The organism is Candidatus Microthrix parvicella Bio17-1, from assembly GCF_000299415.1.
Classification (GTDB): Bacteria; Actinomycetota; Acidimicrobiia; order Acidimicrobiales; family Microtrichaceae; genus Microthrix; species Microthrix parvicella.
The window spans coordinates 1,215,162-1,237,185 of record NZ_AMPG01000001.1; the positions used below are offsets into that span (position 1 = coordinate 1,215,162).

At 66.0% G+C, this 22,024-nt stretch carries 22 protein-coding genes, 2 tRNA genes and 1 pseudogene; 10 read left to right on the forward strand and 15 right to left on the reverse strand.

Annotated features, from left to right (window positions below; genetic code table 11):
• Positions 1–91: 91 nt before the first annotated feature.
• From MPARV_RS25300 to MPARV_RS26005, 6 genes and pseudogenes are all read left to right on the forward strand, one after another.
• Complete coding sequence (locus MPARV_RS25300) at positions 92–2,515, forward strand: IS1380 family transposase (protein WP_020377598.1); 2,424 nt, start codon at positions 92–94, stop codon at positions 2,513–2,515.
• A 202-nt stretch (positions 2,516–2,717) separates the two neighbouring features.
• A complete protein-coding gene (locus MPARV_RS0105940) occupies positions 2,718–3,035 on the forward strand; it encodes a chaperone modulator CbpM (RefSeq protein WP_020377599.1) in 318 nt (105 codons plus the stop codon).
• Positions 3,028–4,482, forward strand: a complete 1,455-nt coding sequence (locus MPARV_RS0105945) for an amidase (RefSeq protein ID WP_157789473.1) — start codon at positions 3,028–3,030, stop codon at positions 4,480–4,482. The genes MPARV_RS0105940 and MPARV_RS0105945 overlap by 8 nt, the downstream gene beginning before the upstream one ends.
• Positions 4,483–4,891: 409 nt before the next feature.
• Positions 4,892–6,250: a class I SAM-dependent methyltransferase gene (locus MPARV_RS0105955; protein WP_012224100.1), complete on the forward strand. Its 1,359-nt coding sequence runs from the start codon at positions 4,892–4,894 to the stop codon at positions 6,248–6,250.
• Positions 6,251–6,510: 260 nt separating this feature from the next.
• Complete coding sequence (locus MPARV_RS0105960) at positions 6,511–7,605, forward strand: YhjD/YihY/BrkB family envelope integrity protein (RefSeq protein WP_020377602.1); 1,095 nt, start codon at positions 6,511–6,513, stop codon at positions 7,603–7,605.
• 97 nt (positions 7,606–7,702) lie between these two features.
• Positions 7,703–8,268, forward strand: a pseudogene (locus tag MPARV_RS26005) (dihydrofolate reductase family protein).
• An 81-nt stretch (positions 8,269–8,349) separates the two neighbouring features.
• Here MPARV_RS26005 and MPARV_RS0105970 read toward each other — a convergent pair.
• The 11 genes from MPARV_RS0105970 to MPARV_RS24600 all read right to left on the reverse strand — a co-directional run bounded on the left by MPARV_RS0105970 (position 8,350) and on the right by MPARV_RS24600 (position 14,082).
• Positions 8,350–8,429: transfer RNA gene (locus MPARV_RS0105970), tRNA-Met, on the reverse strand.
• A gap of 298 nt (positions 8,430–8,727) precedes the next feature.
• The gene (locus tag MPARV_RS0105980) at positions 8,728–9,612 is read right to left on the reverse strand and encodes a nucleotidyl transferase AbiEii/AbiGii toxin family protein (RefSeq protein ID WP_020377605.1); all 885 of its coding nucleotides are present in this window, start codon (positions 9,610–9,612) and stop codon (positions 8,728–8,730) included.
• Positions 9,612–10,295: a type IV toxin-antitoxin system AbiEi family antitoxin gene (locus MPARV_RS0105985; RefSeq protein WP_202948810.1), complete on the reverse strand. Its 684-nt coding sequence runs from the start codon at positions 10,293–10,295 to the stop codon at positions 9,612–9,614. The genes MPARV_RS0105980 and MPARV_RS0105985 overlap by 1 nt, the downstream gene beginning before the upstream one ends.
• A 382-nt stretch (positions 10,296–10,677) precedes the next feature.
• The gene (locus tag MPARV_RS0105990; RefSeq protein WP_020377607.1) at positions 10,678–11,115 is read right to left on the reverse strand and encodes a PIN domain-containing protein; all 438 of its coding nucleotides are present in this window, start codon (positions 11,113–11,115) and stop codon (positions 10,678–10,680) included.
• Positions 11,112–11,495: a helix-turn-helix domain-containing protein gene (locus MPARV_RS0105995; protein ID WP_031277429.1), complete on the reverse strand. Its 384-nt coding sequence runs from the start codon at positions 11,493–11,495 to the stop codon at positions 11,112–11,114. The genes MPARV_RS0105990 and MPARV_RS0105995 overlap by 4 nt, the downstream gene beginning before the upstream one ends.
• A gap of 227 nt (positions 11,496–11,722) precedes the next feature.
• Positions 11,723–12,022 carry an addiction module antidote protein gene (locus MPARV_RS0106000; RefSeq protein WP_012224091.1) on the reverse strand — a complete coding sequence of 100 codons (300 nt, stop codon included), beginning with the start codon at positions 12,020–12,022 and terminating at the stop codon, positions 11,723–11,725.
• Between the two features lie 248 nt (positions 12,023–12,270).
• A tRNA-Met gene (locus MPARV_RS0106005) sits at positions 12,271–12,347 on the reverse strand.
• 112 nt (positions 12,348–12,459) lie between these two features.
• Positions 12,460–12,789, reverse strand: coding sequence for a type II toxin-antitoxin system PemK/MazF family toxin (locus MPARV_RS0106010; protein ID WP_020377609.1), 330 nt, complete (start codon positions 12,787–12,789; stop codon positions 12,460–12,462).
• Positions 12,776–13,015 carry a ribbon-helix-helix domain-containing protein gene (locus MPARV_RS0106015; protein WP_012224088.1) on the reverse strand — a complete coding sequence of 80 codons (240 nt, stop codon included), beginning with the start codon at positions 13,013–13,015 and terminating at the stop codon, positions 12,776–12,778. Before MPARV_RS0106015 ends, MPARV_RS0106010 begins: the two co-directional genes overlap by 14 nt.
• Before the next feature lie 50 nt (positions 13,016–13,065).
• On the reverse strand, positions 13,066–13,497 hold the full coding sequence (locus MPARV_RS0106020) for a VOC family protein (RefSeq protein WP_040055481.1): 432 nt from the start codon (positions 13,495–13,497) through the stop codon (positions 13,066–13,068).
• 78 nt (positions 13,498–13,575) lie between these two features.
• Entirely contained in the window at positions 13,576–14,082 is a 507-nt protein-coding gene (locus tag MPARV_RS24600; protein ID WP_157789474.1) for a winged helix-turn-helix transcriptional regulator, read from the reverse strand.
• Positions 14,083–14,215: 133 nt separating this feature from the next.
• On the opposite strand from MPARV_RS24600, the gene MPARV_RS20900 reads away from it, so the two are divergent.
• The gene (locus tag MPARV_RS20900; RefSeq protein ID WP_020377611.1) at positions 14,216–15,187 is read left to right on the forward strand and encodes a S1C family serine protease; all 972 of its coding nucleotides are present in this window, start codon (positions 14,216–14,218) and stop codon (positions 15,185–15,187) included.
• Between the two features lie 160 nt (positions 15,188–15,347).
• Here the strand turns inward: MPARV_RS20900 and MPARV_RS0106035 are convergent, their stop codons facing one another.
• From MPARV_RS0106035 to MPARV_RS0106045, 3 genes are read right to left on the reverse strand one after another with little or no spacing between them, the layout of a single operon-like run.
• Positions 15,348–15,641 (reverse strand): hypothetical protein, encoded by a 294-nt coding sequence (locus MPARV_RS0106035; protein ID WP_020377612.1) that lies wholly within the window; start codon positions 15,639–15,641, stop codon positions 15,348–15,350.
• 6 nt (positions 15,642–15,647) lie between these two features.
• Entirely contained in the window at positions 15,648–15,953 is a 306-nt protein-coding gene (locus MPARV_RS20905; protein ID WP_012224082.1) for an AbrB/MazE/SpoVT family DNA-binding domain-containing protein, read from the reverse strand.
• A 57-nt stretch (positions 15,954–16,010) separates the two neighbouring features.
• Entirely contained in the window at positions 16,011–16,982 is a 972-nt protein-coding gene (locus tag MPARV_RS0106045; RefSeq protein WP_020377613.1) for an isopenicillin N synthase family dioxygenase, read from the reverse strand.
• A 537-nt stretch (positions 16,983–17,519) separates the two neighbouring features.
• On the opposite strand from MPARV_RS0106045, the gene MPARV_RS0106055 reads away from it, so the two are divergent.
• The gene (locus MPARV_RS0106055; RefSeq protein ID WP_012224079.1) at positions 17,520–18,467 is read left to right on the forward strand and encodes a crotonase/enoyl-CoA hydratase family protein; all 948 of its coding nucleotides are present in this window, start codon (positions 17,520–17,522) and stop codon (positions 18,465–18,467) included.
• On the opposite strand, the gene hxpB is transcribed toward MPARV_RS0106055, so the two are convergent.
• On the reverse strand, positions 18,460–19,149 hold the full coding sequence (gene hxpB / locus MPARV_RS0106060) for a hexitol phosphatase HxpB (protein WP_031277436.1): 690 nt from the start codon (positions 19,147–19,149) through the stop codon (positions 18,460–18,462). The genes MPARV_RS0106055 and hxpB overlap by 8 nt on opposite strands.
• A gap of 187 nt (positions 19,150–19,336) precedes the next feature.
• On the opposite strand from hxpB, the gene MPARV_RS0106065 reads away from it, so the two are divergent.
• Together MPARV_RS0106065 and MPARV_RS0106070 are read left to right on the forward strand one after the other, a co-directional pair.
• Positions 19,337–20,611 (forward strand): MFS transporter, encoded by a 1,275-nt coding sequence (locus MPARV_RS0106065; RefSeq protein WP_274517207.1) that lies wholly within the window; start codon positions 19,337–19,339, stop codon positions 20,609–20,611.
• Positions 20,612–20,620: 9 nt separating this feature from the next.
• Positions 20,621–22,006 (forward strand): NAD(P)/FAD-dependent oxidoreductase, encoded by a 1,386-nt coding sequence (locus tag MPARV_RS0106070; RefSeq protein WP_020377616.1) that lies wholly within the window; start codon positions 20,621–20,623, stop codon positions 22,004–22,006.
• Positions 22,007–22,024 lie beyond the last annotated feature (18 nt).

Below are 22,024 nucleotides of genomic sequence, written 5' to 3' on the forward strand. Positions count from 1 at the left end.
CAACCTGAGCTCAAACGGCTCGACCTAGACTTGGCCGACCGCCACCACGCCAAGGGCGGAACGCCAAGCATCACCGCGCAGGGACCAGATCATGAGCGACTCCACCGACTACTACGAGGTGCTCGGAGTCGATCGCACTGCGACGAGCGACGAGATCAAGCGTGCCTATCGCAAACTGGCCCGAACGCATCACCCCGACATCAACAAGGATCCATCGGCCGAAGCGCGGTTCAAGGAAATCGGCCAGGCCAACGAGGTGCTCTCAGACCCCGGGTTGCGCGCAAGGTACGACGCGTTCGGTGCCGACTTCCGCCATGTACCCGACGATGTCGATCCAGAGGAATGGGCCAACGCCCAGCGCATGCGCGACCAGGGCGGCCGGCCTTCGCCGGGCCAGCAGCAAAACGTCGACGACGCCGCGTTCCAGGACTTCTTCGAGGACCTCCTTCGCGAACAAGGGAGAACCGCTCGCGGGTGGGGTCCGATCCCGGGTGCTGACCAGCGGGCGGGCATCACCTTGAGCCTCGAGGATGCATTCCACGGCGGGCGTCGGTCGCTCACGATGGCCGGGCCCACCGGGGAACGGACCATCCAGGTGAAGATCCCCGCCGGGGTGACCGACGGCCAGACGATCCGCCTGCCGGGACAAGGCGCCCGTGGGTCCGAGGGTGCCCCGCCGGGTGACCTGTTCCTTCACGTCACCATCGAGCCCGATCCCAGGTTCCGGCTGGATGGCCGGGACATCGAGACCGACCTTCCGCTGGCACCATGGGAAGCGGTGCTGGGTGCCACGGTGCCCGTCGGGGGTCCGGGTGGCACGACCAAGATCAAGGTGTCTCCGGGAACGTCGACCGGTAAGCGGCTGCGCATTCGCGGCCAGGGGCTCCCCGGGCCGGCGACCGCCGGCGACCTCTATGCCCGCGTTCAGATCGTCGTGCCCGAACAGTCGTCCCCAGACGACCGGCGCCTGTACGAAGAGCTGGCGGAGCTCAGTCCCGGATATTGCAGCCGGGTAGCGGGTTGTTGGTGGTTTGACGCGGCAGGTGCCCCTGCTGGCTGGAAGAATGGAGAGTACGAACAGCTCTATTCGACTAGCGAGAGGAGCACCTGCCAGGTGAATGCTACAGGCGCGTTGTTTGATGCCGGGGAACTGATCGGACAGCCCCGCCGCCGGAGTGCTTCGGTGAAGGTCAAGGTGAGCGATGACAAGGTGACCGGGGTGGGCGGGGTGGCGTTGTGGGGACCGATGTTGGACAACCTGAACCTGGTCGGTGTCGCCGATGGGCGCCGGTTGCGGCCGATCGGGCCTGGCGGCTACACCGGCGGGGAGTGCTATCGGGCGTTGGTCGAGATCCTGTTGGCCGGAGGCGATTTCTTGTCGGACCGGTCCCTGTTGGATGGGCCGACCCAACAGTTGCGGGGCGCTCACGTGTTGCCCTCACACGCGACGATGTTCCGGTTTTGTGGCGGAGCCGATTTTGGTCGGGTCCAGAAAGCCGCGGCGGTGAACCGGACGATGTTGGCTCGGGCGTGGGCGTCGGGTGCGGGACCTTCTGGTGGGATGGTCACGGTTGATCCCGATGCCACGCTGGTCGACACCTACGGGCCGGACAAGGAAGGTTCGAAGTTCTCCTACCGGGGCGAGGTTGGCTTGTCACCGCTGATCGGGGTGTGTGGTGAGACCGGTGACGTGCTCGCGATCCGTGCCCGGTCTGGGAATGCCCATCCGGGCCGGGACAACGCCGGGTTCATTCGAGAGTGTGTGTCGGCGATCCCCGGCCCGGTCCGGGAAACAACGAACCTGTGGGTCCGTGTCGATTCCGCCGGCTACCAACACGCCGTGTTCGACACCGTCGAGGCGCTGGGTGGGGTGTTCTCCGTGACCGCGCCACAACGGTCCAACGTGAAAGCGAAAGTCCGGGCGTTGGCCACCAACCCTGACACGCAATGGGTGCCAGCGTTGGCCGGCGAGGCCAAGCGGGGTTCCGAGGTCGCAGAAACACCTTTCGTGATGGGGCAAGGCAAGACCCGGCGCATGTTGCGGATGATCGTGCGCCGTCAACGCACCAGCGCCGGTGACCAGTTGTCCTTTGATGATCTTGACGGTTGGAGGTTCCATGCGATTGTCACGAACCTTCCCGCCCTGTTCGCACCCCCAGCAGAGGTCGAGGCCCACCATCGGCTTCGTGGCGGGATCCCCGAGGACACCATCCGGCAACTCAAGGAAGACTTTGGGCTGATCCACGCGCCGGTGAAGAACTTCTTCGGGAACTGGTTGTGGTGGCACGCCTCTGTGCTTGCTCACAACACCGCCCGCTGGGTCCGTCACCTCGGGCTGCCCCCGACGTTCAAACGGTGCCGTGGGAAACGGCTCCGCCTCGCGTTCTTCAATGTCGCAGCACGAGTTGTCAACCACGCCGGCGGCCTCGAGTTGCGGCTCCCACGATCCCACGCCTGGGCCGACGCGTTCATCGAAGCCCTCACACGCATCCGGGCCCTGCCCGCGTTCGCCTGACCCGGCCAGGCACCCACACACCCAGACTCAGCCCGGACAACCCGACCACACCACAACCTTCTGCCTCACCGCGCCCCAAAACCAGACAAACACCATTCAACCTCACACCAGAGGCAGCACCCACCCAAACCAGTGGCCTACACGCCGTTCAAGAACCGGGCTGCAATATCCGGGTCAGTGACTTCGACCCGAGGAGCGGCTGATGGCATCCGAGATCGAGCCGGCCGAACGCATCGAGTTCGAGGTGTTCTCCCGGGTGTGTGACCTCCATCCCGAGCTGGTCGAACGTTTCATCGTTCTCGGACTCCTCGAGACCGTCAGCGACGACGAGGGCCGGCTCTGGTTTGAACGACGCCAGGTTGCGGCGGTGGGCCGTATTCGTCGACTTCGCTCGGGGCTCGGGTTGAGCTACTCGGCGATCGCAGTCGTAGCGGAACTGATCGACCGCATCGACGAACTCGAGTCCGAGCTGATGCGCCGTGGCGACCACGAACCGAGCCCTGGAAGAGACCATGCCTGACAACCCCGCAGACAAGCCGGACACCGGCCCCGTTTGGATGGGTACAGATGACGCCCTCGGCGATCACGACGCCGTTGGGGTTGCCGACCTGATTGCGTCAGGCGAGATCTCCGCTGCAGAAGCGGTCGACGCGGCCATCGAGCGCGCCGAGCGGGCGGAGCCGCTGATCGCAGCCTTCGCTACGACCGACTTCGACCGCGCCCGCCGGCGGGCGGGTGGTCCCGTCGAGGGCCGGTTCGGCGGTTTGCCCACCGCCATCAAAGACCAAACAGCGGTGGCCGGGCTGCCCCTTGGATTCGGCTCCCAAACACTCGCCGACGCAGAACCCTCCGCCACATCGTCGCCGATCACCGAAATCTTCGAAGCGGTGGGCACCATCAGCCTCGGCACCACCACCTTGCCGGAGTTCGGCCTCACCTCGTCGTCGGATTTCCACCACGGGCCACCGACTCACAACCCGTGGAACCGTGACCACATCGCCGGCGGCTCCTCAAGCGGGGCTGCCGCCTTGGTCGCCGCCGGAGTGCTACCCCTGGCGCACGGAGGCGACGGTGGCGGCTCGATCCGTATTCCTGCCGCCGCATGCGGGCTGGTCGGCCTCAAGCCGAGTCGGGGCCGACTTCCCCACGAGAACGATGTCGCTCCGCTGCCCGTGAAGATCTCCGCCTACGGCGTGCTCTCCCGCAGCGTTGCCGATCAGTGTGCATTTCTGGCGGCCGCGGAACAGCACTTCCCCCAGCCTGCCCTGACGCCGGTCGGCCTCGTCGACCGCCCACTCGACCGGCCCCTGCGCATCGGCGTGTTAACCACCAGCCCGGTCAACCGAACCCCCTCACCGTCGGTGACCGCTGCGGTCAACGAGACCGCCTCGCTGCTGGAGCATCTTGGCCACCACGTGACCTACATCGACGAGTCAGACGAGGCGACCACCCAGGCGTTTGGTGACGACTTCGTGCTGTACTGGGCCTTCCTCGCCGGAGCCCTCGCCATTGGGGGAAAGAAGCTGATCAACCCGGCCTTCGACTCGTCAAAACTCACGTCGTTCACCCGGGGACTCGCAGGCCACGCCCGCCGAAACATCCATCTGATTCCTGGCGCGATCCGGCGGCTCAAGGCGGCGCCGGAGCTCTACCACCAGCAATTTGGAGCATGTGACGTGGTGCTCTCCCCAACCGTGTCAGACCCGGCACCAACCCTGGCCCACCTCGGCAAGGACCTCGACTACCAGACCCACATGGACCGCCTGATGCGGTGGGCCGCCTATACCCCGCTCCACAACGTCGTCGGTGCACCCGGCATCCACCTTCCTGTGGGGCTCGACGCCGACCTCACCTTGCCGGTCGGGGTCCATTTCGCCGCCCGGGTCGGGCAGGAACGACTGCTGTTGGAACTCGCACTCCAGGTTGAACAGGCCAGCAGCTTCCCGAAGCTCTCCGACTTCGTCTGACGGGTAGCCGCTTGACCGAAGGCCAAGAGAGGCCCCCGCCGTGCCGGTCGGGCTGCCTCGGCAACCTGCACCGTGCGTTTGGCGGTCAGGTATCGGGGTGCAGCCGTCCTCGTTGTTTTTGTTCATGCGGGAGTGGTGCCGCGGCACGGCCAGGCGATCGTGATTCCCGGCCGATCAATGTCCGGCAAAACCACCCTGGTGCGTACCCTCCTGGCCCAGGGGGCCGGCTACATGTCCGACGAGTACGCCGTGATCAACCCAACCGGACGAGTCCACCCATACGCTCGCCCGTTGAGCGTCTGGAAACCGACGCTGCGCACCACCGCAGCGGTGGTCGTGCCAGCCATGCTTCGGCCTCACCCGTGGCTCCTGTTCGAAGGCCGTAACCCGCGTGCCAGACTGAGATCTCATGAGAAAACCAAGCCTTCATCAGCTCGGCGAGTCGGCCAAACACTTCATCGTCAAGCACCTGCCGGCAGGATCGACCGACCGGCTACGGACCATTCGGGCGGTGGTCCCTGAACGCGTCAGGTCGATCGATGCGCAGGCCCCGCGACCTGCCGGCGCGGTGGATGCCAAGCGACTCGCCCGCGAGCTCTCAGTCGAGGAGCTGGCCGACACGGCAGACGCGTATTACCTGAACAACATGGAGGCCAAGGACCACTGGCTGGCCAAACCGTTCTGGAACGTGGCCGATGCCACCGACACGATGATGGTCCTTGGCCAACTCCTCGCAGGACTCAACCTTTCCCCCGGCATGAGGGTGCTCGACTTCGGCGCAGGTAGCGGCTGGATGTCGCGGATGCTGACACAGCTGGGATGTGAGGTGGTGGTCTGCGACGTCTCACCGACAGCGCTCGAGCTCGCTCGTGAGCTCTACGACCAATATCGCGTTCTGGGCGACAAACCAACGCCCGAGTTTCTTCTCTTCGATGGGGCGACCTTCGACCTCCCCGATGCCGACATTGACAGAGTCATCTGCTTCGGCGCCCTGCACCACACCATCAACCCGCAGGAGGTCATCTCCGAGCTTGGACGGGTGCTTCGACCTGGCGGACGGGCGGCGTTTGCCGAACCCGGGGCGAATCACTCCATCGACCCCAAGTCCCAGTACGAGATGAAGAACTACACCGTCATCGAGAACGACATCCTCATGCGCAGCATTGAGCGATGGGCGGCTCAGGCCGGCTTCAAGCCACCACAATTGGCGGTGTTCTCGACCACACCGTTCCACCTCAGCATCGACGACTACGAACGGCTGCTGGCCGGGCGAGCACCCGGATATCGGCACCTCTATTCCAACCGCGAGTTTCTGAAGCGGCGCCGAATATTCATGCTCCACAAACACGGCGACGAGATGGCCGATAGTCGATCGGTCGACTCGCTGAAGGCGACAATCAAGGTGAGCCCGACAACGAAATCGCTCCCAGACAACGAGCCATTGCGCGTGTCGTACACCCTGACAAACACCGGGTCCGGCCGATGGCTCCCGTCGTCGGCGCCGGTCGGCCCGGTGCAGCTCGGCGTCCACCTCTACGACCTTGACCGGACGCTGCATGACCTGGACCATCACCGGATCGACCTCGGACCCAACGGCGTGATGCCCGGTGACACCATCGAGGGTACCGCTCTGATTCCAAATCCCGGTCCGGGCTCCTGGCGGCTTCAGTTCGACTTGGTTTCAGACCGTGTCAGTTGGTTTGAAATGGCCGGATCGACCCCGGTGTGGGTTGGGCTTTCAGTTGAAGGCGCCAGCACAAAACCATGAGTACGTTGCCATGAGCATCTCCGAATCTTCGACCAGCCAGAGGAAGCACGATGCGCCTGCCCCGCCCCCAACGACGTTCCAACCACAACCTGCACCTGGTTGCGGCGCTCGCACCCGCCCTGCCGGCGTGATGGAGCAGGAGGCCGCCGCGCCTGAGGCGGCACATACGGTGCAAGTCACTCCTTCGCCGCTTGCCTTCTTCCACGCGGACGGAACCATCCTCGTCACGGCTTCGAACGAACCCGGCTAGAACTCAGCCAGTGTCTGCCGCTCCCCAAGATCAGAGTGAACAAAGCGGCAGCCGCATCGCAGCCCTGCAGGCGACCGCCAAGACCCAAATCGCCGTTGCCAACAGATGGGCGAGCAGACTCCGCGAACGGTCCTCGCTCGTCGATGCGGTATTCGTCATCTACGAACGTGACCGTGTCGCTGCGGGTTCCGTCCTCGGCAGCGCCATCGCCTTTCGGCTCTTTCTCTTCTTCGTGCCCACCGTCGTGTTCTTCGTCGGCCTTCTGGGTGCGTTGTCCGGCCACATCGATTCCGAGACCGTGACCAGCACCGCCAGCATCAGCGGCGCGCTCGCCACCCAGGTGCGCGCTGCGCTGAGCCAGTCGTCAAAGGCGGCATATCTGACCCTGGCCACCGGCTTGTTCCTGATGCTCATGGCCGGTCGGACACTTGCCAACGCGCTCGTCGCGTCGAGCAGCCTCGTCTGGCTCACCGGCGGAAAGGTCACGGCCAAGGCGAAAGTCATGGCGATCAGCATCGGCCTGATCACCAGCTTGATGCTCATGGGATTGGTGATGAATCGGATCCGCAGCCAATTCGGCATCGCAGCTGCCGGGATGTCGGTCAGCCTGAGCGCAGCACTGTACGTGGTCGTGTTCGTTGTCCTCATGGCCGCTCTCCCACGCCGGACCCTCGACCCCGCCGCCATGGTGCCCGGAGCGATTTTTGCGAGTCTCGTGGTACACGGCATGCAGGCCTTCTCTCAATTTTACCTTCCGGGTCGGCTCTCCGAAGCCTCACAGCTCTATGGCGGCATGGGCGTAGCGGTGGTCACCCTCAGCTGGCTCTTCATCTTCGGACGAGCCCTCGCCTTCTCATTCGCCATCAACGCCGCGCTGTTCGATCGCTTCGGAAGCCTGTCGCAGGCGTTGTTTGCGCTACCCGTGCTTCGATCTGCGCGTCGACGATCCGCCTGGGTGCGGCACCACTTCAGCCTGGACGTCGATGGCCGATCGGTGGAGTCTCACGAGCCAAGTGCGAGCGAGATCGACGACCCTCTGCTCACCAGCATCGAGACGCTAAGCCAGGTTGAGAGCCCAGACCCTGGCCGCCCAACAAGAATCTGAGCAGTGCGTGCAGGGTACCGATGAGAATTGGCGCCGTCAGTCGTCTACGTGCGATCCGGTGACCGCGCCATGGCGCACATCAGGGGAGAGGTAACGAATGAGACCACTGCGATACTCGATCAACGTCACGCTCGACGGCTGCTGCCATCACGAGGCAGGGCTACCGCCGGACGAAGAGTCGATGCGTTACTGGACCACAGCCATCAGACGGGCCGACGCCCTGCTGTTCGGCCGGGTGACCTACCAGATGATGGAGTCGGCGTGGCGACAGCCGGCCACGCGCACCTGGCCTGACTGGATGAATGGGAGACCCCGTTCGCCGAAACCATCGACGGGAAGAAGAAGTACGTCGTGTCGAGCACGCTGAGCTCGGTCGACTGGAATGCCGAGCTACTGCGAGGCGACCTGGGGCAAGCGGTACAACTGCTCAAGCAGGAGTCAGGCCAGGGCCTGTGGGTGGGCGGCGTGACGCTCCCCTTGGCGTTGGCAGACCTGGGGCTCATCGATGAGTACGAGTTCGTGGTTCAGCCAGTCCTTGCCGGACACGGGCCGACGTTGCTCGCCGGTCTACGTGAGCGCGTCCAACTTCAACTTGTGGAGCACCAAGAGTTCCGGTCTGGAGCGGTAGCCATGCGATACCGACCCACGCGAGTTCCGGCTTGACCGTGCCCCGAACACGCGCACAAATCGACGGGGAAACAGAAAGCCCCACTCCGAGAAGTGGGGCCTGACCTGCATCTTCGATGGTGGCGGGGGCAGGATTTGAACCTGCGACCTTCGGGTTATGAGCCCGATGGTCACCATCCCAGCGCTGCACCACAGCCTCGTTGCCCTCCGCTCGCGTCCTTGTCGACGCGCGGCCTTCGTGCTGGCCCTTAAGCGACGATGCGCTTCAGCAGGTGGCGGTTCTTCGCCACGGACCCCGGGAGGATGCTGAAATGACCCTGACCGTCATCATCGATGGCGGACACCCGCACAACAGCCGTCGCTTGGCGGTTGCCAGCAAGCAGCATTGCTCCTGGGCGGACACAGCCGGGGCTGTTGGCGTCGGTCAGAGCGCTCAGTCGCTTGCGCCTGACGAGTCGGCGACCGAAACCAGTCGGAGCCTGGCATCTACGCGAATCAGCTGGCGCTGATGGCAGCCTCGATCTCGTGGCGATGGCAAGGGTCGCAGGCGGCCCAGCGACGTTCATCTTCGTCGAGGGCTACGAGGAACTCGAATCGTTCTCGGACGACTCTCTCCCAGCGTCTGAGGTCCACCGGTTGGGTCAGCTTGCCGATCGAGTCGGGAGCGAAGTCGCCTTCGGATCTGGGTTCGAGAATGTCCGCTGGGTCGGCCGGTTTGTCGCCGCGGCCATCGTCGACAACGTCACCCCACACCTTGAGTACCCACAGCCGTCGCACGAGAGCTTCGTCCATCGCTCCGGAAGCGAATTGAGCGAGGTCATAGACGTCGCGGCCAAGCGCTACGCGCCGGTAGCGAGCGAGCTTCTCCGCGCACGCCTCCGCCTCGGCTATCACGGGAAGCTCCGGTAGGGCGATCTCGTACACCCGGTGTATAGACAGATGAACGAAGCCGATGCGCTCGGGCCGCAGAATCAGGGGCCGCCGCGCGAACTCCACCGATGTGGCGACATCGGGCTGGCCGAGCTGAGGATGTCGGACCTGCATGGTCCAGTGCCGCCCGTCGCCGCGAGTGGACTGGAGCGAATACTGAAACCCGGCGACGCTCGCACCATCGATGGACTCGCACACCTCCAGAACGGTGTCGTCATCAGGGGCGACGAAGTCGAGATCCGTGGAGAATCGTCCCCCACTGCCAAGTCGGCACTTCCGGAGCGCAGTTCCGCCCTTGAACACCAAGGTGCCGTCATCGAAGTGACCGAGCTCGGCCAGTAACCACAGCAGATGATCCTGCGCGACGTCGAGTAGCGCCGCACCGTAGGTGTCGGCGCGGCCCGCTCCATGTAGTCGAACTAGCGCTTCGGTCAGCGTGCCAGCGGCCATCACGCCTTCCCCAGTTGATCTTGCAACGGTGCGATCAGGTGATCATTGACGCTGAATCGTGATGACCATGCTGCGGTAGCGCCGTCGCCAAAGGACGCTACCGGCATCGACCTGCTTGGACGCCGGTCGAGTAGATCAACAGCGTCGTCGCTTCTGCCTCCGCGGTGCAGAAGGTACGCGGCACGTTGCCATGCGGAGGCTGACTGACCGCCGAGCAGGCGCTCGATCTTGTCGGTGTCACAGTCCGATGCCAAGACATCGAGTTGGGGAACCAGGTCGGCCCAGACCCGAAACGACGCGGGCCTGGCACCCAACTGGACCACCAGCGCTTCAGGACCGAAGGCCGGGAGCCCAGCGGCCCAGTTGGTCAGGTCCAGCCCCTTGCGACGAAGGAGACGAGAGTTGGGCACGAACTCGCTGGTTTTTTCGCCCGCCCAGCTGAGCCGTACGAGCGAGACGTAGCTCCGCAGTCCGTGCGGAACGCGCTCGTTCGGCGGCAGCCAGACCGCGATCGTCCCGCCGAAGTTGCGGGGGAGGTAGCCAAGGTGCCAAGCCGCCGCCTCTCCTGCGAGAGCGAACGCGGCATCGGGTTCGCGCGCCTTCCAAGCCCGTAGATCGATGTATGGGTCGGTGACGTTGGCCTCCCCCGCCGGCACGAACGCCCACACGCCTTTGAGATGCAAGCTCGCGAACCAGCCAAGCTGCTGAAGGTCGCGGGCGGTCCTTTCTAGGTCCCGACCGACTCCAAGTTCCTCAAGGCGGCCGGCGAGATCCTGTCGCGTGACGACTGCCGGACGATCCCGAGAGAGAACCGCAATCAGATCCGCTGCCCACCCTGGGATCGAACGTGAAGCACCACCTGTTCTGCTCATCCACCGGTCCCTCTCTTAGGTCTGAGCCCGAATCTACACCCTCAGGGGGTAGAACCGGGCACGTAGTTAAGACCTGCCCGGCGCTGGCCGGTGGCGGGGGCAGCATGAGAGCTGTGACCTTCGGTCATGAGCCCGACGAGCTACAGCGACAAGGCTGCGCACCCGGGCCGTCAGGCAACCCGAACGCCGTCAATCATCTGATCGGGTGCCTGGGCTGCCCGATCCCCACCGACGCCATCGCCTCGGGTGAGAAGTCCTTGACGTTGTCGGTGCACAGGATGTCCGCGTGCGCGGCCACCGCTGCCACAAGAACGTGGCGATCGTCGTCATCGGGCATGACGAGCCCCTTCACTTTGCGTCGAGCCTGTGCCGTTGGCTCGACCTCAGGCTCTGGGTAGGCATCGTTGAGGAGCCGGATGAGCAGCTCGGCCCGCTTGTCGTCGAACGTTGAGTTGTTGACCTGCAAGTGCTTCACAACCTCGATGAGGATCGCCCTGCTCCACCTGATCGAGATGGCACCCTCGTCTGCGGCGTAGACGAGGTAGTCCCGGAGCACGCGGGAGTAGAGGACGTTGGCATCGCCGAGGACGATCCTTGTAGGGCCGACAACCTCCGGGGCCTCGCCAGTCACTCCACGAGTCCCGCATCGTTCTGGAGCCTGGCCAGCTCAGCGAGGACAGGCGCTCGCCGCTCGCGCTCAGCCGCTAGGAACGTCCGAATCGAGACAACGGGGATCCGGTGGTGAGTACCCACCTTGCGAAAGGCAAGCTTGCCGTCGTCCATGAGCTTGCGGACCTGGGGCCGGGACATGCCCAGCAACTGACCAGCCTGGGTCGGCGTGACATCCCCAAGACTGTTCGTGAGCACAACGTCGTGGCCGCTGACCTTGGCATCGACGAGCCGTGCCATCCACTCGGCGGTCTCCCGCGAGACAGACAGGCGGACCTCGTCGCCGACTTTCGCCAGCGCTTGGTGCAATTTGTCAGCATCTCGAGTCAAGATTTCGGTCATGATAAACCTCCACGCTATCTGCTCTATCTGCACCAACCGTAGCATCTGTCACAAGGAGGGGATTCGAGAACTACTTTCCGTTCCGTCCCTGACTCCATCGAATCGCCCGACACGTCACCAGCCGCATCGACCTCGACGCCCAGACCATGGCGTCTCGATCGCTGGCGGCGACGACTACTGCGGTGTCGTTCATCACTACACACTGACGCTGCCGGTTGTTGCTGAGCTCATGCGACGGGATGCAGCTCGAAGCGGAGCCCGAGAGCGGTCGTCACTTTGAGAATCGTGGTCCACGTGGGATTACCGTCAGCCGACAGCGCCTTGTAGAGCCCGTCGCGACTCATCCCGACACGGCACGCCAACGCGCTCATGTTCTGCGTGCGCGCGATTACCCCCAGAGCACGCGGGACCGCGAAGGGATCATCGTCCGACTCCTCGATCGCAAGCTCGAGGTAACCGGCGATGTCGTCCAAATCGACGAGATAGTTGGCCACGTCGAAGTCGTGCGTCCTGATGACCTCGACCACGTGTCGACTATATCTGACAGATCGAGCTGTTTAGATCAGGCGTCGCCGCCGCACGGTTCTATCGGTGGACAATGAAGTCGGGCGAACGCCACGGTGCGGCGTCAACGGGCAAGATCGTGGCCATTGCTGGCGGATGACCCCGTTTGACCTGTTTGACACGGCCCCGAATTCTGGCCGCCTCGGCGCGTCTAGGAATGACAAAGGCCCGGAATCCCTTGGGATTCCGGGCCTTCTGTTGCCGATTTCGTTGGTGGCGGGGGCAGGATTTGAACCTGCGACCTTCGGGTTATGAGCCCGACGAGCTACCAGACTGCTCCACCCCGCGGCGTGATGGTCATGATATCGGGAGATGCGCCCAGTGACAAACCACTGAGCCGTATGGTCGCAACAACCATGCCCAGCCAACGGCCACCGGCATCCGCCTGCCGTGAGCGACATCAGGAAGTGGAACCACGCAGCCCAACAACCGTCGCGATTGCCTCGTCCACACCCCAGAGCTCCTCCGGGCCCAAGTGGCCCTCGAGCTCGCCGAGTCGAGCGACATCGACGGCCGCCATCTGCTCGACCAGCACTCGTGTTCGCTCGCCGCGCACCTCGACCTCGGGCCGGTAGGAGGCCGGGCGGGCACTCAGCGACGTCGGAGCCATGAGAACAACCGACCGAGGCAAAAGCTCGTTCGCTTGAATCAGGACGCCGTAGCGGTTGCCTCGTTGTTCGAGCCCGGTGCCCTTGGGCACCAAGAACCGGTACACATCACCGCGGAGCACGAAGCGAATCCATCATTTCAGCCACCGCAAGCATCTCTCTGCGATCCTCGTCGTCGGCCTCAAGCGCAGCGGACTCGGCCGCCAGTTGCGAGCTTCGGCCTTGGCGAGCAGCCGCATCGACGAGTGCTGATCGGATCGCATCCGATCGAGACCTCCCAGACTGCTGGAGCGAGCGAAGCGCCCGCTCCGCTTCGTCGTCAAGTCGAACCGAAATTGCTTGCGCCATGGCTCGAGTGTATCACGAATGTAACTACACGTGGTCGGTGACCCGGCGAATCAGGCGCCCCGGTCGATGCGGTCCTGGACTTCCTCGGGAGACAGGTCCTCCCCTGCTTGGCTCAGGATCCACAGGTGCCCAAATGGGTCGCGGAGCCGGCCTTCACGGGGTCCGTAATAGCGGGCCTCGATGGGGACGATCACCTCGGCGCCGCCCGCCTCCATCGCCTGCCCAACCGCATCGGCGTCGGGCACCATCAGCCGGAGCAGCAGGCCGGACCCACCGATTGCGAGGGGAGATGGTGAGTGGTCGACATCCTCCTCGGTGAGTGAGAAGACATCGTCCCCGATGCGGAGTTCGCAGTGCACGACCTTGCCGGATGGCTCGGTGTAGCGGTCGACCTCCTCGGCGCCGAGAGAGCTCACGTAGAACTCGATGGCCTTGGGCGCATCGCGCACGACCAGGCGGGGTTGCAGGTGTGGCTTCGTCATGGGGCCATCATCCTCGCTGACTTGGCCGACCGTCTTGAACATTTGGGATCAGTGAGGGGACGCCACCATCGGCCCAGCTCACAGATGGACGGCCTCATCGTGGTCGGCGCCGACCACCTCGTCGCAGGTGGGGCAATACCAACGGAGTTCCAGGTCGGACCCGCAGACTCCGTGCGACGGCGCCGCGGCGCCGTCGCCTCCATCGACCAGGTGCGTCGAACCCCACGCCCCCATGGCCGACCACACCGAACCGAGCTGTCGGCCGGTGTCGCTCAGCCGGTAGCGCACCCGAAGCGGCCGCTGCTGGTAGGGCTCGGAGGTGATGAGGCCGTCGGCTTCCAGCGACCGCAACCGCTTGGTGAGCACGTTCGGAGCGATCCCATCCAACCGCTCGGACAGCTCGCCGAAGGTGGCGTCGTCAGCGGCCAACTCCACGAGCACCAGTGGTGTCCAGCGGTCCCCAACCCGCCGCAGCGCCGCATCCAAGCCCGGTAGCCGGACGGAACCTGGCGCCAGGCCGCTTGCAGCGTTGCGGCGCATTCGCCCCGGCGGCCGGCGACCTGGCGAATGTGCGGGGGCTGCCATGCCCAACGTTGGCCCAAGACGGGGCCGCCCGCAAGGTTCAGACAACGTGTTGCCACGTGGGGCGCGTTGGCGCCACCCCGAGGTGTGGTTACTATTCGATAGCAAGTCACTACCTACACCCCAAGGCGAACCCATGAGCACCACCACGACCACCGAATCCGCATCCAACGACCCCACATCCACCAACAGCCCATCCAAGGCCCAGAGCGACTCGGTGCTGGATGCGCTGGAGCACGCCACCCGAGCCGCCTCCTCCGTGCTCGACTCGATCGTGGGCATCGGCCGCCGAAGCCGGGGCTCGGGGGTGATCGTTGCACCCAACCGGGTGTTGACCTCGGCCCACAACCTGCGCGACCGCACCACCCAGGTGAACTTCCCCGACGGCACCCAGGGCGCGCTGCTGGGCGTCGACCCGGCCGGTGACCTGGCGGTACTGGAAGTGGACACCGGCGATCGCCCCGCAGTCACCTGGTCGGCCGAGCCCGCTGAATTGGGCCAGATCGTGTTCGCCGCTTCGGCCTCCCAGCAGGGCGCCCGGCTGACGTGGGGCACGGTGTCGGCGACCGACCGCACGTTCCGCGGCCCGCACCGCCGACCCATCACCGGCGCCATCGAGCACACCGCACCCCTGCCCCGGGGCGCTTCCGGCGGGGTCGTGGTCGACCGCACCGGCGCCGTGCTCGGCATCAATACACACCGCCTCGGCGACGGCTTCTACCTGGCCCGCCCCGCCACGACGGATCTCCGCTCCATCGTGGATCGCCTGTCGGAGGGCGTGGACGTCCGGCCGCGCACGCTGGGCATCAGCATCGCCCCGCCCAAGGCCGCCCGCCACCTGCGAGCCTCGGTTGGCCTGCCCGAGCGCGACGGCATCCTGATCCGCGACGTGGACGACGGCTCGCCGGCCGACGCTGCCGGTTTGAAGCGTGGCGACCTGATCGTCGCTGTCGGCGACGGCGAGATCACCCAGATCCCCGAGCTGTACGCGGCACTTGAGCTGGTCGCCGACGGCGACACCCTGACCCTGGGCATCGTGCGAGCAACCGACGAGCTCACCGTCACCGTGCGCTTCGAGGCAACCGCGAGCGAGTCGCCCGAGGGCTGAGCGCCAAAGCACCCGAACGAAGCCGCCATCGTGCTGACCCACGGCGGCGGGTTTACGGCGGCGGGTTTATGGGCGGCGACAAGGCCAACCTGGAGTCCGAGGCCAAGCGGCCGGCCGGCAAGGGGTACACGGTGGTGAGGATCAGTTTGCCCACGGGCGCTCAAGGCCGGGAGAAGATCGCGTGGGTCCCGATACGACGCCACATCACGTGGGCTTCACCCTGAACGGCTTCATCGCCATACTCAAAGGTTGCCCGGCCATCCGGAGCCCAGGTCATTTCAAAGATGCCCTTGGCGCCCTGGACACCCTTGACCCGCAACCCCTTTCGGAGAGGCCGATCTTCAGCAAGATCCGCAACGAGTTGGCGGACAGCCAGCAGGAACGCTGCCTGTTGCGCCGGCGAGAGGTGGTCGAAGTCGGCGCGGAACCGGCCAAGCCATTCGAAGGTCGGCACCGCCGACTAGCTCGTCGCCGCAGTGCCAGACGGCTTGGCTCTCGCCGAAAGCGCATCGAGGAACTCCTCAGCTGACTCAAAGCGCTCGCTCCTACCAGCGGCACGATCAAGGTCGGCCTCGCGCTCGCCAGCCTGCCATTCCGGCGACCAGAACCACGCTTGCGTGGCATCGATGACCTTCTGCGGCCGCAGCAAAATGCCATCTTCGGTCAGCTCAGCATCAAGGAGGTCGCCTTCCTCAAGACGTGCCGAACTCCGGATCTCCTCCGGCAAAGTGATCTGACCCTTTGCCCGCAACGTGGTTCGCGCCATGGAACAAGCATACATTCCGAAAGTAGGAAAGTGCGACCATCGCGGCGGTGAGACCGCCTACGACACTCGGCGGCCATCTTCGACCAGGTTTATCTGCCACAACACCTGGTCGAGCAGATCACCCGCCTCGATGCCGGTGTAGCGCTGCGGGTTGTCCGTGGTGATGCAAGCCTCGATGGGCGCCAGGATGGTCCAGGGCGTCGGGTGGCAGAACTGCACCACCGAGTAGCGCTCCCCGGGCGCCTCGGGGTCGGCGGCCACGCGGTGCCAGCCAACCGGGATATACCCGTTGGACAGCCGCTCCAACATGATGCCGGTGTTGATGATGGCGTGGCCGTCCGGCGGCACCGCATCGACCCACCGATCGTCCACCTGCACCTGCAACCCCTTCGAGGTGGCCCGGGGTAGTGCCGTGATCAGGTTGATGTCGGCGTGCTCGCCCGCCCACAGGTGGTTGACGCCGGGCGCCAGGTCCATCGCCGGGTAATGGATGGCCCGGGTGAGCGTCGCACCGTCTCGCACCAGTTCGTCGAAGAACCCCTCGGCGGCGCCGAGCCCCAGGGCGATGATCCGCAGGAACCGACGCTGCAGATCGGCCATGCGCCGATGGAACTCCATGAGCACGTCCGTGATGCCGGGCACCGCAGCCTCGGGCAACACCAGGTCGGCGTAGCGATGCGGATAGCGGCGACGCAGGGGATGGCCCTCGGGCACGGTCTCGCCCCAGTTCAACATCTCCTTCCAGTCCGGCGTGTCGCTGACGGCCGCGGTCTCCACCAGCAGGCCGGTGTAGCCGGTCTGCCCCATCGACCCCGGAGCACGGAACCGGTCCTTCTCGTCGGCGTCGCGGCCGAAGAACTCGGCAAGGTAGCCGTAGGCCTCGTCGAGGAAGCCCTCGCCCATGTCGTGGGTGGTGTAGACGAACCCGGTCTCCAGCGATCGCATGACGCCATCGACCACGGCACGCCGCACCGCATCGTCGCCCGACTCGAAGGCCAGCAGGTCAACGTCGAGAATCTCGTCGGTCATGGGCCTCCTTCGGGCGGCGAGCCCATGCAGTCTCCCCCGGACGTCCGAACTCCGCCACCGGTCGACACGACTCGGTCGATCGGCACAGCGCCAAGGCCATCGAGCATCGATAGATAGGGTGCGACGGTGTCACCCGCTCGATGCCGGCCTTCGGTCGTGGAGCTGAGCTGGTGAAGGGGTGGAAGCGGCGCCTCAGCGCCCTGCCGGCCGGTCACGTCGAGCGCGCTTGGACAGAAAGCTCCTCGTGGACCTGCAGATCGTGTCTCGCCTCGGGTGGTCGAGCAACAACTTTGGCTCCGGCGACGGACGCGGTGCGGACGACCTCTTCGGGCAGGCCGTCGCCCGGCGATCTTCCGGTCGGATTCCCGACGGCACACCGGAGAACGGGGTCCACCTGAGCTGGGGACCGATCTGGCTGATGCTGGGGTTCATGCTCGCATCGTCGATCGGATGGACGCTCGGGCTCGTGATACGCAGGCGCCGTGCGACGAGGCCCTGACAGCTTCAGGGTGGGGGCCGCTCTGACAGACTTCGCCGATGGGGAACGACTTTGAGACCATCCGCTACGAGGTGAGCGATCAGATCGCCACGTTGACGTTGGACCGGCCAGAACGTCTGAACGCCTTCACGTCGCTGATGGCCGCCGAGATCATCGCGGTGCTCGACCTGGTGGACGCCGACGACGACGTGCGGGCCCTGATCATCACCGGTGAGGGCAAGGCGTTCTGTGCGGGGGCGGACCTGGCGGCGGGCACGTCGACCTTCGACTACGAAGCCCGGGGCGACTCGGTCTTCGGGGGTGACGAGGCCGACGCTGCGGGCGACGACCCCGTGGTGGCGTTCTATGGCGGCATCGATGACATGCGAGGCGACGGCCCCGACGCCATACGCGACACCGGCGGCATCGTGGTGCTGAGAATGTTCCGCTGCACCAAGCCCATCATCGCCGCCATCGGGGGCGATGCGGTGGGCATCGGCGTCACTATGTGTCTGCCCGCCGACATCCGCATGGCCAGCCGAACCGCCCGTTTTGGGTTCGTGTTCAACGCCCGGGGTCTGGTGCCCGAGGCGACGTCGTCGTGGTTCCTTCCTCGCATCGTGGGCATCTCCACCGCGCTGGAGTGGTGCTACACCGCCGGCCTGGTCAGAGCCGACCAGGCCTTGACCGCCGGTCTGGTGCGCTCGCTTCATGCGCCTCACGAGCTGGTGGAGGATGCCCGGAAGCTGGCCCGACGTTTCATCGCCGGATCGGCCCCGGTGTCGGCCGCGCTCACCCGCCAGATGATGTGGCGTGGTCTCGGCGCCGCCCACCCCATGGAGGCCCACCGCATCGACAGCCGGGCGGTGGTGGCCCAGGGCCGCGGCAGCGACGCGGCCGAGGGCATCGGGTCGTTTCTAGAGAAACGCCCGCCGGTGTGGACCCAATCGCTGCCCGCCGACCTGCCGGACTGGTATCCGTGGTGGGACGAGCCCACGTTCACCTGAGTTGACGAAGGGTGTCGATCGTCTCGGCATCGACGCGGTCCAAGCTGCGCAGCACCCGATCACAAAACTCGAACCGTGGATCATCTGCCTGCGCGGCAGCCGGGACGGCGACCACCCGCATGCCGGCGGCCGCTGCGGCGATGGCGCCGTTGACCGAGTCCTCGATGGCCACGCACGTGCCGGGCCGAACGCCGAGCAACGCTGCAGTGCTCAGGTAACAGGCCGGATGCGGTTTCCCGGCGGGTTCGTCCTCGGCCGAGTGCACCCGCTCGAAGCGATCGCCAAGCCCCAGGCCCAGCAGCGAGGCGTCGATCAGGCGCCTGGGCGACGACGAGCACACGGCCAGCCGATGACCGGCTGCGGCCAGCCGAGCGACGGCACCGGTCGCTCCTGCGATCTCGATGGGGCCGTTCTGCGCATGATCGACCATGGCATCGACGATCGCGTTGGCCACGGCGCCCACCGATGAGTTCGGTGCCGTGACGTCCCATGGGCGACGGGCCAGCCAGTGCCCGACCACCTCGTCGACCCGCAGCCCGGTGGTCGAGGCGGTGTCGGCGGCGTCGAGGCGAACTCCCACCTCGGCGAACACCTCCACCTCGGCCGCCTCCCATCGGGGTTCGGAGTCGATCAACACCCCGTCCAGATCGAAGATCACGGTCGGGCTCGTGGGGCGCACCATGGCGGCGCACCGTACCGCCTTCAGGCTCAACGTCGACACTCCCCGGCGGGTCGGCGGACCCCGACGGGTGTAGCCATGGGGAATCGCTCGACGCTCTCCCGACCACCCGAACGGCGGTGCTCAACACCCACAGTCGCCACCGCCCGACGACGAACCTGGTGCGGCCGCGCCGGTTGGGCGTCGCAGCATCTTCGCCTCACTCGCATCGCGAAACTTCCGGCTGTTCTTCGTCGGACAGACCATCTCCCAGGTGGGCAACTGGATGACGATGGTGGCCCTCACGCTGCTGATCCTGCGCAGGACCGACAGCGGCATGGCCATCGGGTTGCTGTCGGCCTGCCAGTTCGGACCAGTGCTGTTGTTCTCGGCCTGGGCGGGGCTGATCGCCGACCGGTCCAACAAGCGCAACCTGCTGATGCTCACCCAGGCCCTGGCGATGTGCCAGTCGGCGGCGTTGGGCGTGCTGGCCTTCATGGACCATGCCCCGATTGGCGCGTTCTACGTGGTCGCCTTCATCGGCGGCCTGTCACTGGCCGTCGACAACCCGGTGCGCCGACCGTTCGTCAACGAGCTGGTGCCGATCGGGGACGTCGCCAACGCCGTGTCGCTGTACAGCGCGATGAACAGCCTCGCGCGCATCGCCGGGCCGACCATCGCCGGCGTGCTCATCGTGACCGTCGGGTTCGGCTGGACGTTCACGATCGACGCCGTGTCCTACGTGGCCGTGCTGGGTTCGCTGGCGCTGATGCGCCCTGACGAGTTGCGGCGGGCGCCCCGCACACCACGCGGCGCCGGGCAGGTGCGGGAGGGACTGCGCTACATCACCGGGGTGCCGGAGCTGTGGATCACCTTCGCGATGCTGCTGATCATCGGACTCATCAGCTACAACTTCTCCGTCACCTTTCCGCTCTTCGTCGTCAAGGCCCTGCACGGCAGCGACCGCGCCTACACGTTGGTGTACGCGGCCTTCAGCGCCGGGGGACTGGTCGGGGCGCTGGTGACCGCTCGGCGATCGGTCGTGACCATCACCAACGTCGCCCGGGCCGCCGCTGGGCTGGGTGCCTCGATGCTGGTGCTCGCGTTCGTGCCCAACCCGGTGGTGGCGGCTGCCGTGGCGGTGGCGGTCGGCGCCATGGGCATCGGCTACATGACCGGAACCACCGCCATCGCCCAACTGCGAACCGACAACCGAATGCTCGGCCGGGTGCTGGCGGTGCAGATGGTGCTCCTCATCGGCACCACGCCGATCGGCGGACCGATCCTGGGAGCCGTCGCCGACGCGCTGGGTGCACGGGCCCCGGTGCTCATCGGCGGTGTCGGGGCCTTGGCCGCTGCCGCGTTCGGCACGCTGGCCGCCCGTCGCTTCGACCAGACCTCGCCAACCCGGCCCGAAACCACGACCACGCCCGGAACTCGGGATCCGCCCGAACCCCCAGTGTGGGTCGAGCCCCAGGCGACGTAGGTTGACGTGATGGACCGGCTGCACACACGTCGACGGCGACCCGCGCTGGATCCGGGACACCGCCGCCATCACGTGGTGGTGGTCGGCGCCGGGTTCGGTGGGTTGGCCGCCGCCCGGGCGCTGGACGACGTCCCGGTGGACGTCACCGTGGTCGACGCCCACAACCACCACACGTTCCAACCCCTGCTTTACCAGGTGGCCACCGCCGGGCTGGACGCCGGCGACGTCACCTACGCCGCCCGGGGCATCTTCCACCGACAGGCCAACGTCTCGGTGCACATGGCCCGGGTGGTCGGAGGCGACCTCGACGGTCGAACCCTCGCGTTGGCCGACGGATCCGAGCTGAGCTACGACCACCTGGTGTTGGCTGCCGGAGCCGTCACCAACACCTATGGCATTCCGGGCGTCGCCGAGCATGCCTTTGGGCTGAAGTCGCTCCGGGACGCCCTGGCGGTGCGGGCTCATGTGCTCAGCTGCTTCGAGGAGGCGGACGCTCGGCCCGAGCTGATCGACGACGGGCTGTTGAACGTGGTGATCGCCGGTGGCGGTCCCACCGGCGTGGAGTTGGCCGGCGGGATGGTCGAGCTGATCGAGCACGTGTTGCGCCACGACTTCCCCCGCTTGGACCTCCGCCGTGCCCGGGTGGTGCTGGTGGAAATGGGCGACACACTGTTGCCCCCGTTCCATCCCAAGCTGGGCGCCAAAGCGAAGGCCACGTTGGAACGTCGGGGGGTGGAGGTGCTCCTCGGGACCACCGTCGACCAGGTACACCGAACCTCGGTGGTGGTCAGCGGCCGCATGCTGGGCGAAGGAGCGGTGATTCCGGCCCACACGATGGTGTGGGCCGCCGGGATCCGTGCCAGTCCACTGGCTGACGCGCTCGATCTGGCGAACGGACCGGCCGGGCGTATCCCGGTGGGCGACGACCTGTCGCTCCCCGGGCATCCGGAGGTCTTCGTCATCGGCGACCTGGCGGCGGCCACCGACCACTCTGGTACACCCCTCCCACAAGTGGCGCCGGTGGCCATACAGGGCGGAACGCACGTCGCGGCCATGATCCATCGCCGTCTGGACGGCGAGGCGACCAGCGCCTTCCACTACACCGACAAGGGTTCGATGGCGACCGTGGGTCGGGCATCAGCGGTTGCCCAACTGCCCGGTGGGCTGCGCCTGTCGGGGCTGATCGGCTGGCTGGCCTGGCTGGCACTGCACCTGGTGCAGCTGGTGGGCTTCCGCAACCGGGCCAACGTGTTGGTGAACTGGGCTTGGAATTACGTCACCTACGACCGGGCCAGCCGCATCATCCCGGAGGCCGAGGTCGGTGCCGGGGAACGGACTCCCGGCCTGCGCCACGACGCCGGTGGTCTGGAGGACCCCGCCGAACGTTCGGCCTAACCACGCGCCACTACCGAT

Bases quoted from the DNA above. Each gene is read 5' to 3' on its own strand.
- MPARV_RS0106055 (WP_012224079.1), top strand. From the start codon at position 17,520: ATGGGGAACGACTTTGAGACCATCCGCTACGAGGTGAGCGATCAGATC.
- hxpB (WP_031277436.1), bottom strand. From the start codon at position 19,149: ATGGTGCGCCCCACGAGCCCGACCGTGATCTTCGATCTGGACGGGGTG.
- MPARV_RS0106045 (WP_020377613.1), bottom strand. From the start codon at position 16,982: ATGACCGACGAGATTCTCGACGTTGACCTGCTGGCCTTCGAGTCGGGC.
- MPARV_RS0106070 (WP_020377616.1), top strand. From the start codon at position 20,621: ATGGACCGGCTGCACACACGTCGACGGCGACCCGCGCTGGATCCGGGA.
- MPARV_RS0105955 (WP_012224100.1), top strand. From the start codon at position 4,892: ATGAGAAAACCAAGCCTTCATCAGCTCGGCGAGTCGGCCAAACACTTC.
- MPARV_RS0106020 (WP_040055481.1), bottom strand. From the start codon at position 13,497: ATGACGAAGCCACACCTGCAACCCCGCCTGGTCGTGCGCGATGCGCCC.
- MPARV_RS0105980 (WP_020377605.1), bottom strand. From the start codon at position 9,612: ATGGCCGCTGGCACGCTGACCGAAGCGCTAGTTCGACTACATGGAGCG.
- MPARV_RS0105940 (WP_020377599.1), top strand. From the start codon at position 2,718: ATGGCATCCGAGATCGAGCCGGCCGAACGCATCGAGTTCGAGGTGTTC.
- MPARV_RS0106015 (WP_012224088.1), bottom strand. From the start codon at position 13,015: ATGGCGCAAGCAATTTCGGTTCGACTTGACGACGAAGCGGAGCGGGCG.
- MPARV_RS25300 (WP_020377598.1), top strand. From the start codon at position 92: ATGAGCGACTCCACCGACTACTACGAGGTGCTCGGAGTCGATCGCACT.
- MPARV_RS24600 (WP_157789474.1), bottom strand. From the start codon at position 14,082: ATGGCAGCCCCCGCACATTCGCCAGGTCGCCGGCCGCCGGGGCGAATG.
- MPARV_RS20905 (WP_012224082.1), bottom strand. From the start codon at position 15,953: ATGGCGCGAACCACGTTGCGGGCAAAGGGTCAGATCACTTTGCCGGAG.
- MPARV_RS20900 (WP_020377611.1), top strand. From the start codon at position 14,216: ATGAGCACCACCACGACCACCGAATCCGCATCCAACGACCCCACATCC.
- MPARV_RS0105945 (WP_157789473.1), top strand. From the start codon at position 3,028: ATGCCTGACAACCCCGCAGACAAGCCGGACACCGGCCCCGTTTGGATG.
- MPARV_RS0105995 (WP_031277429.1), bottom strand. From the start codon at position 11,495: ATGACCGAAATCTTGACTCGAGATGCTGACAAATTGCACCAAGCGCTG.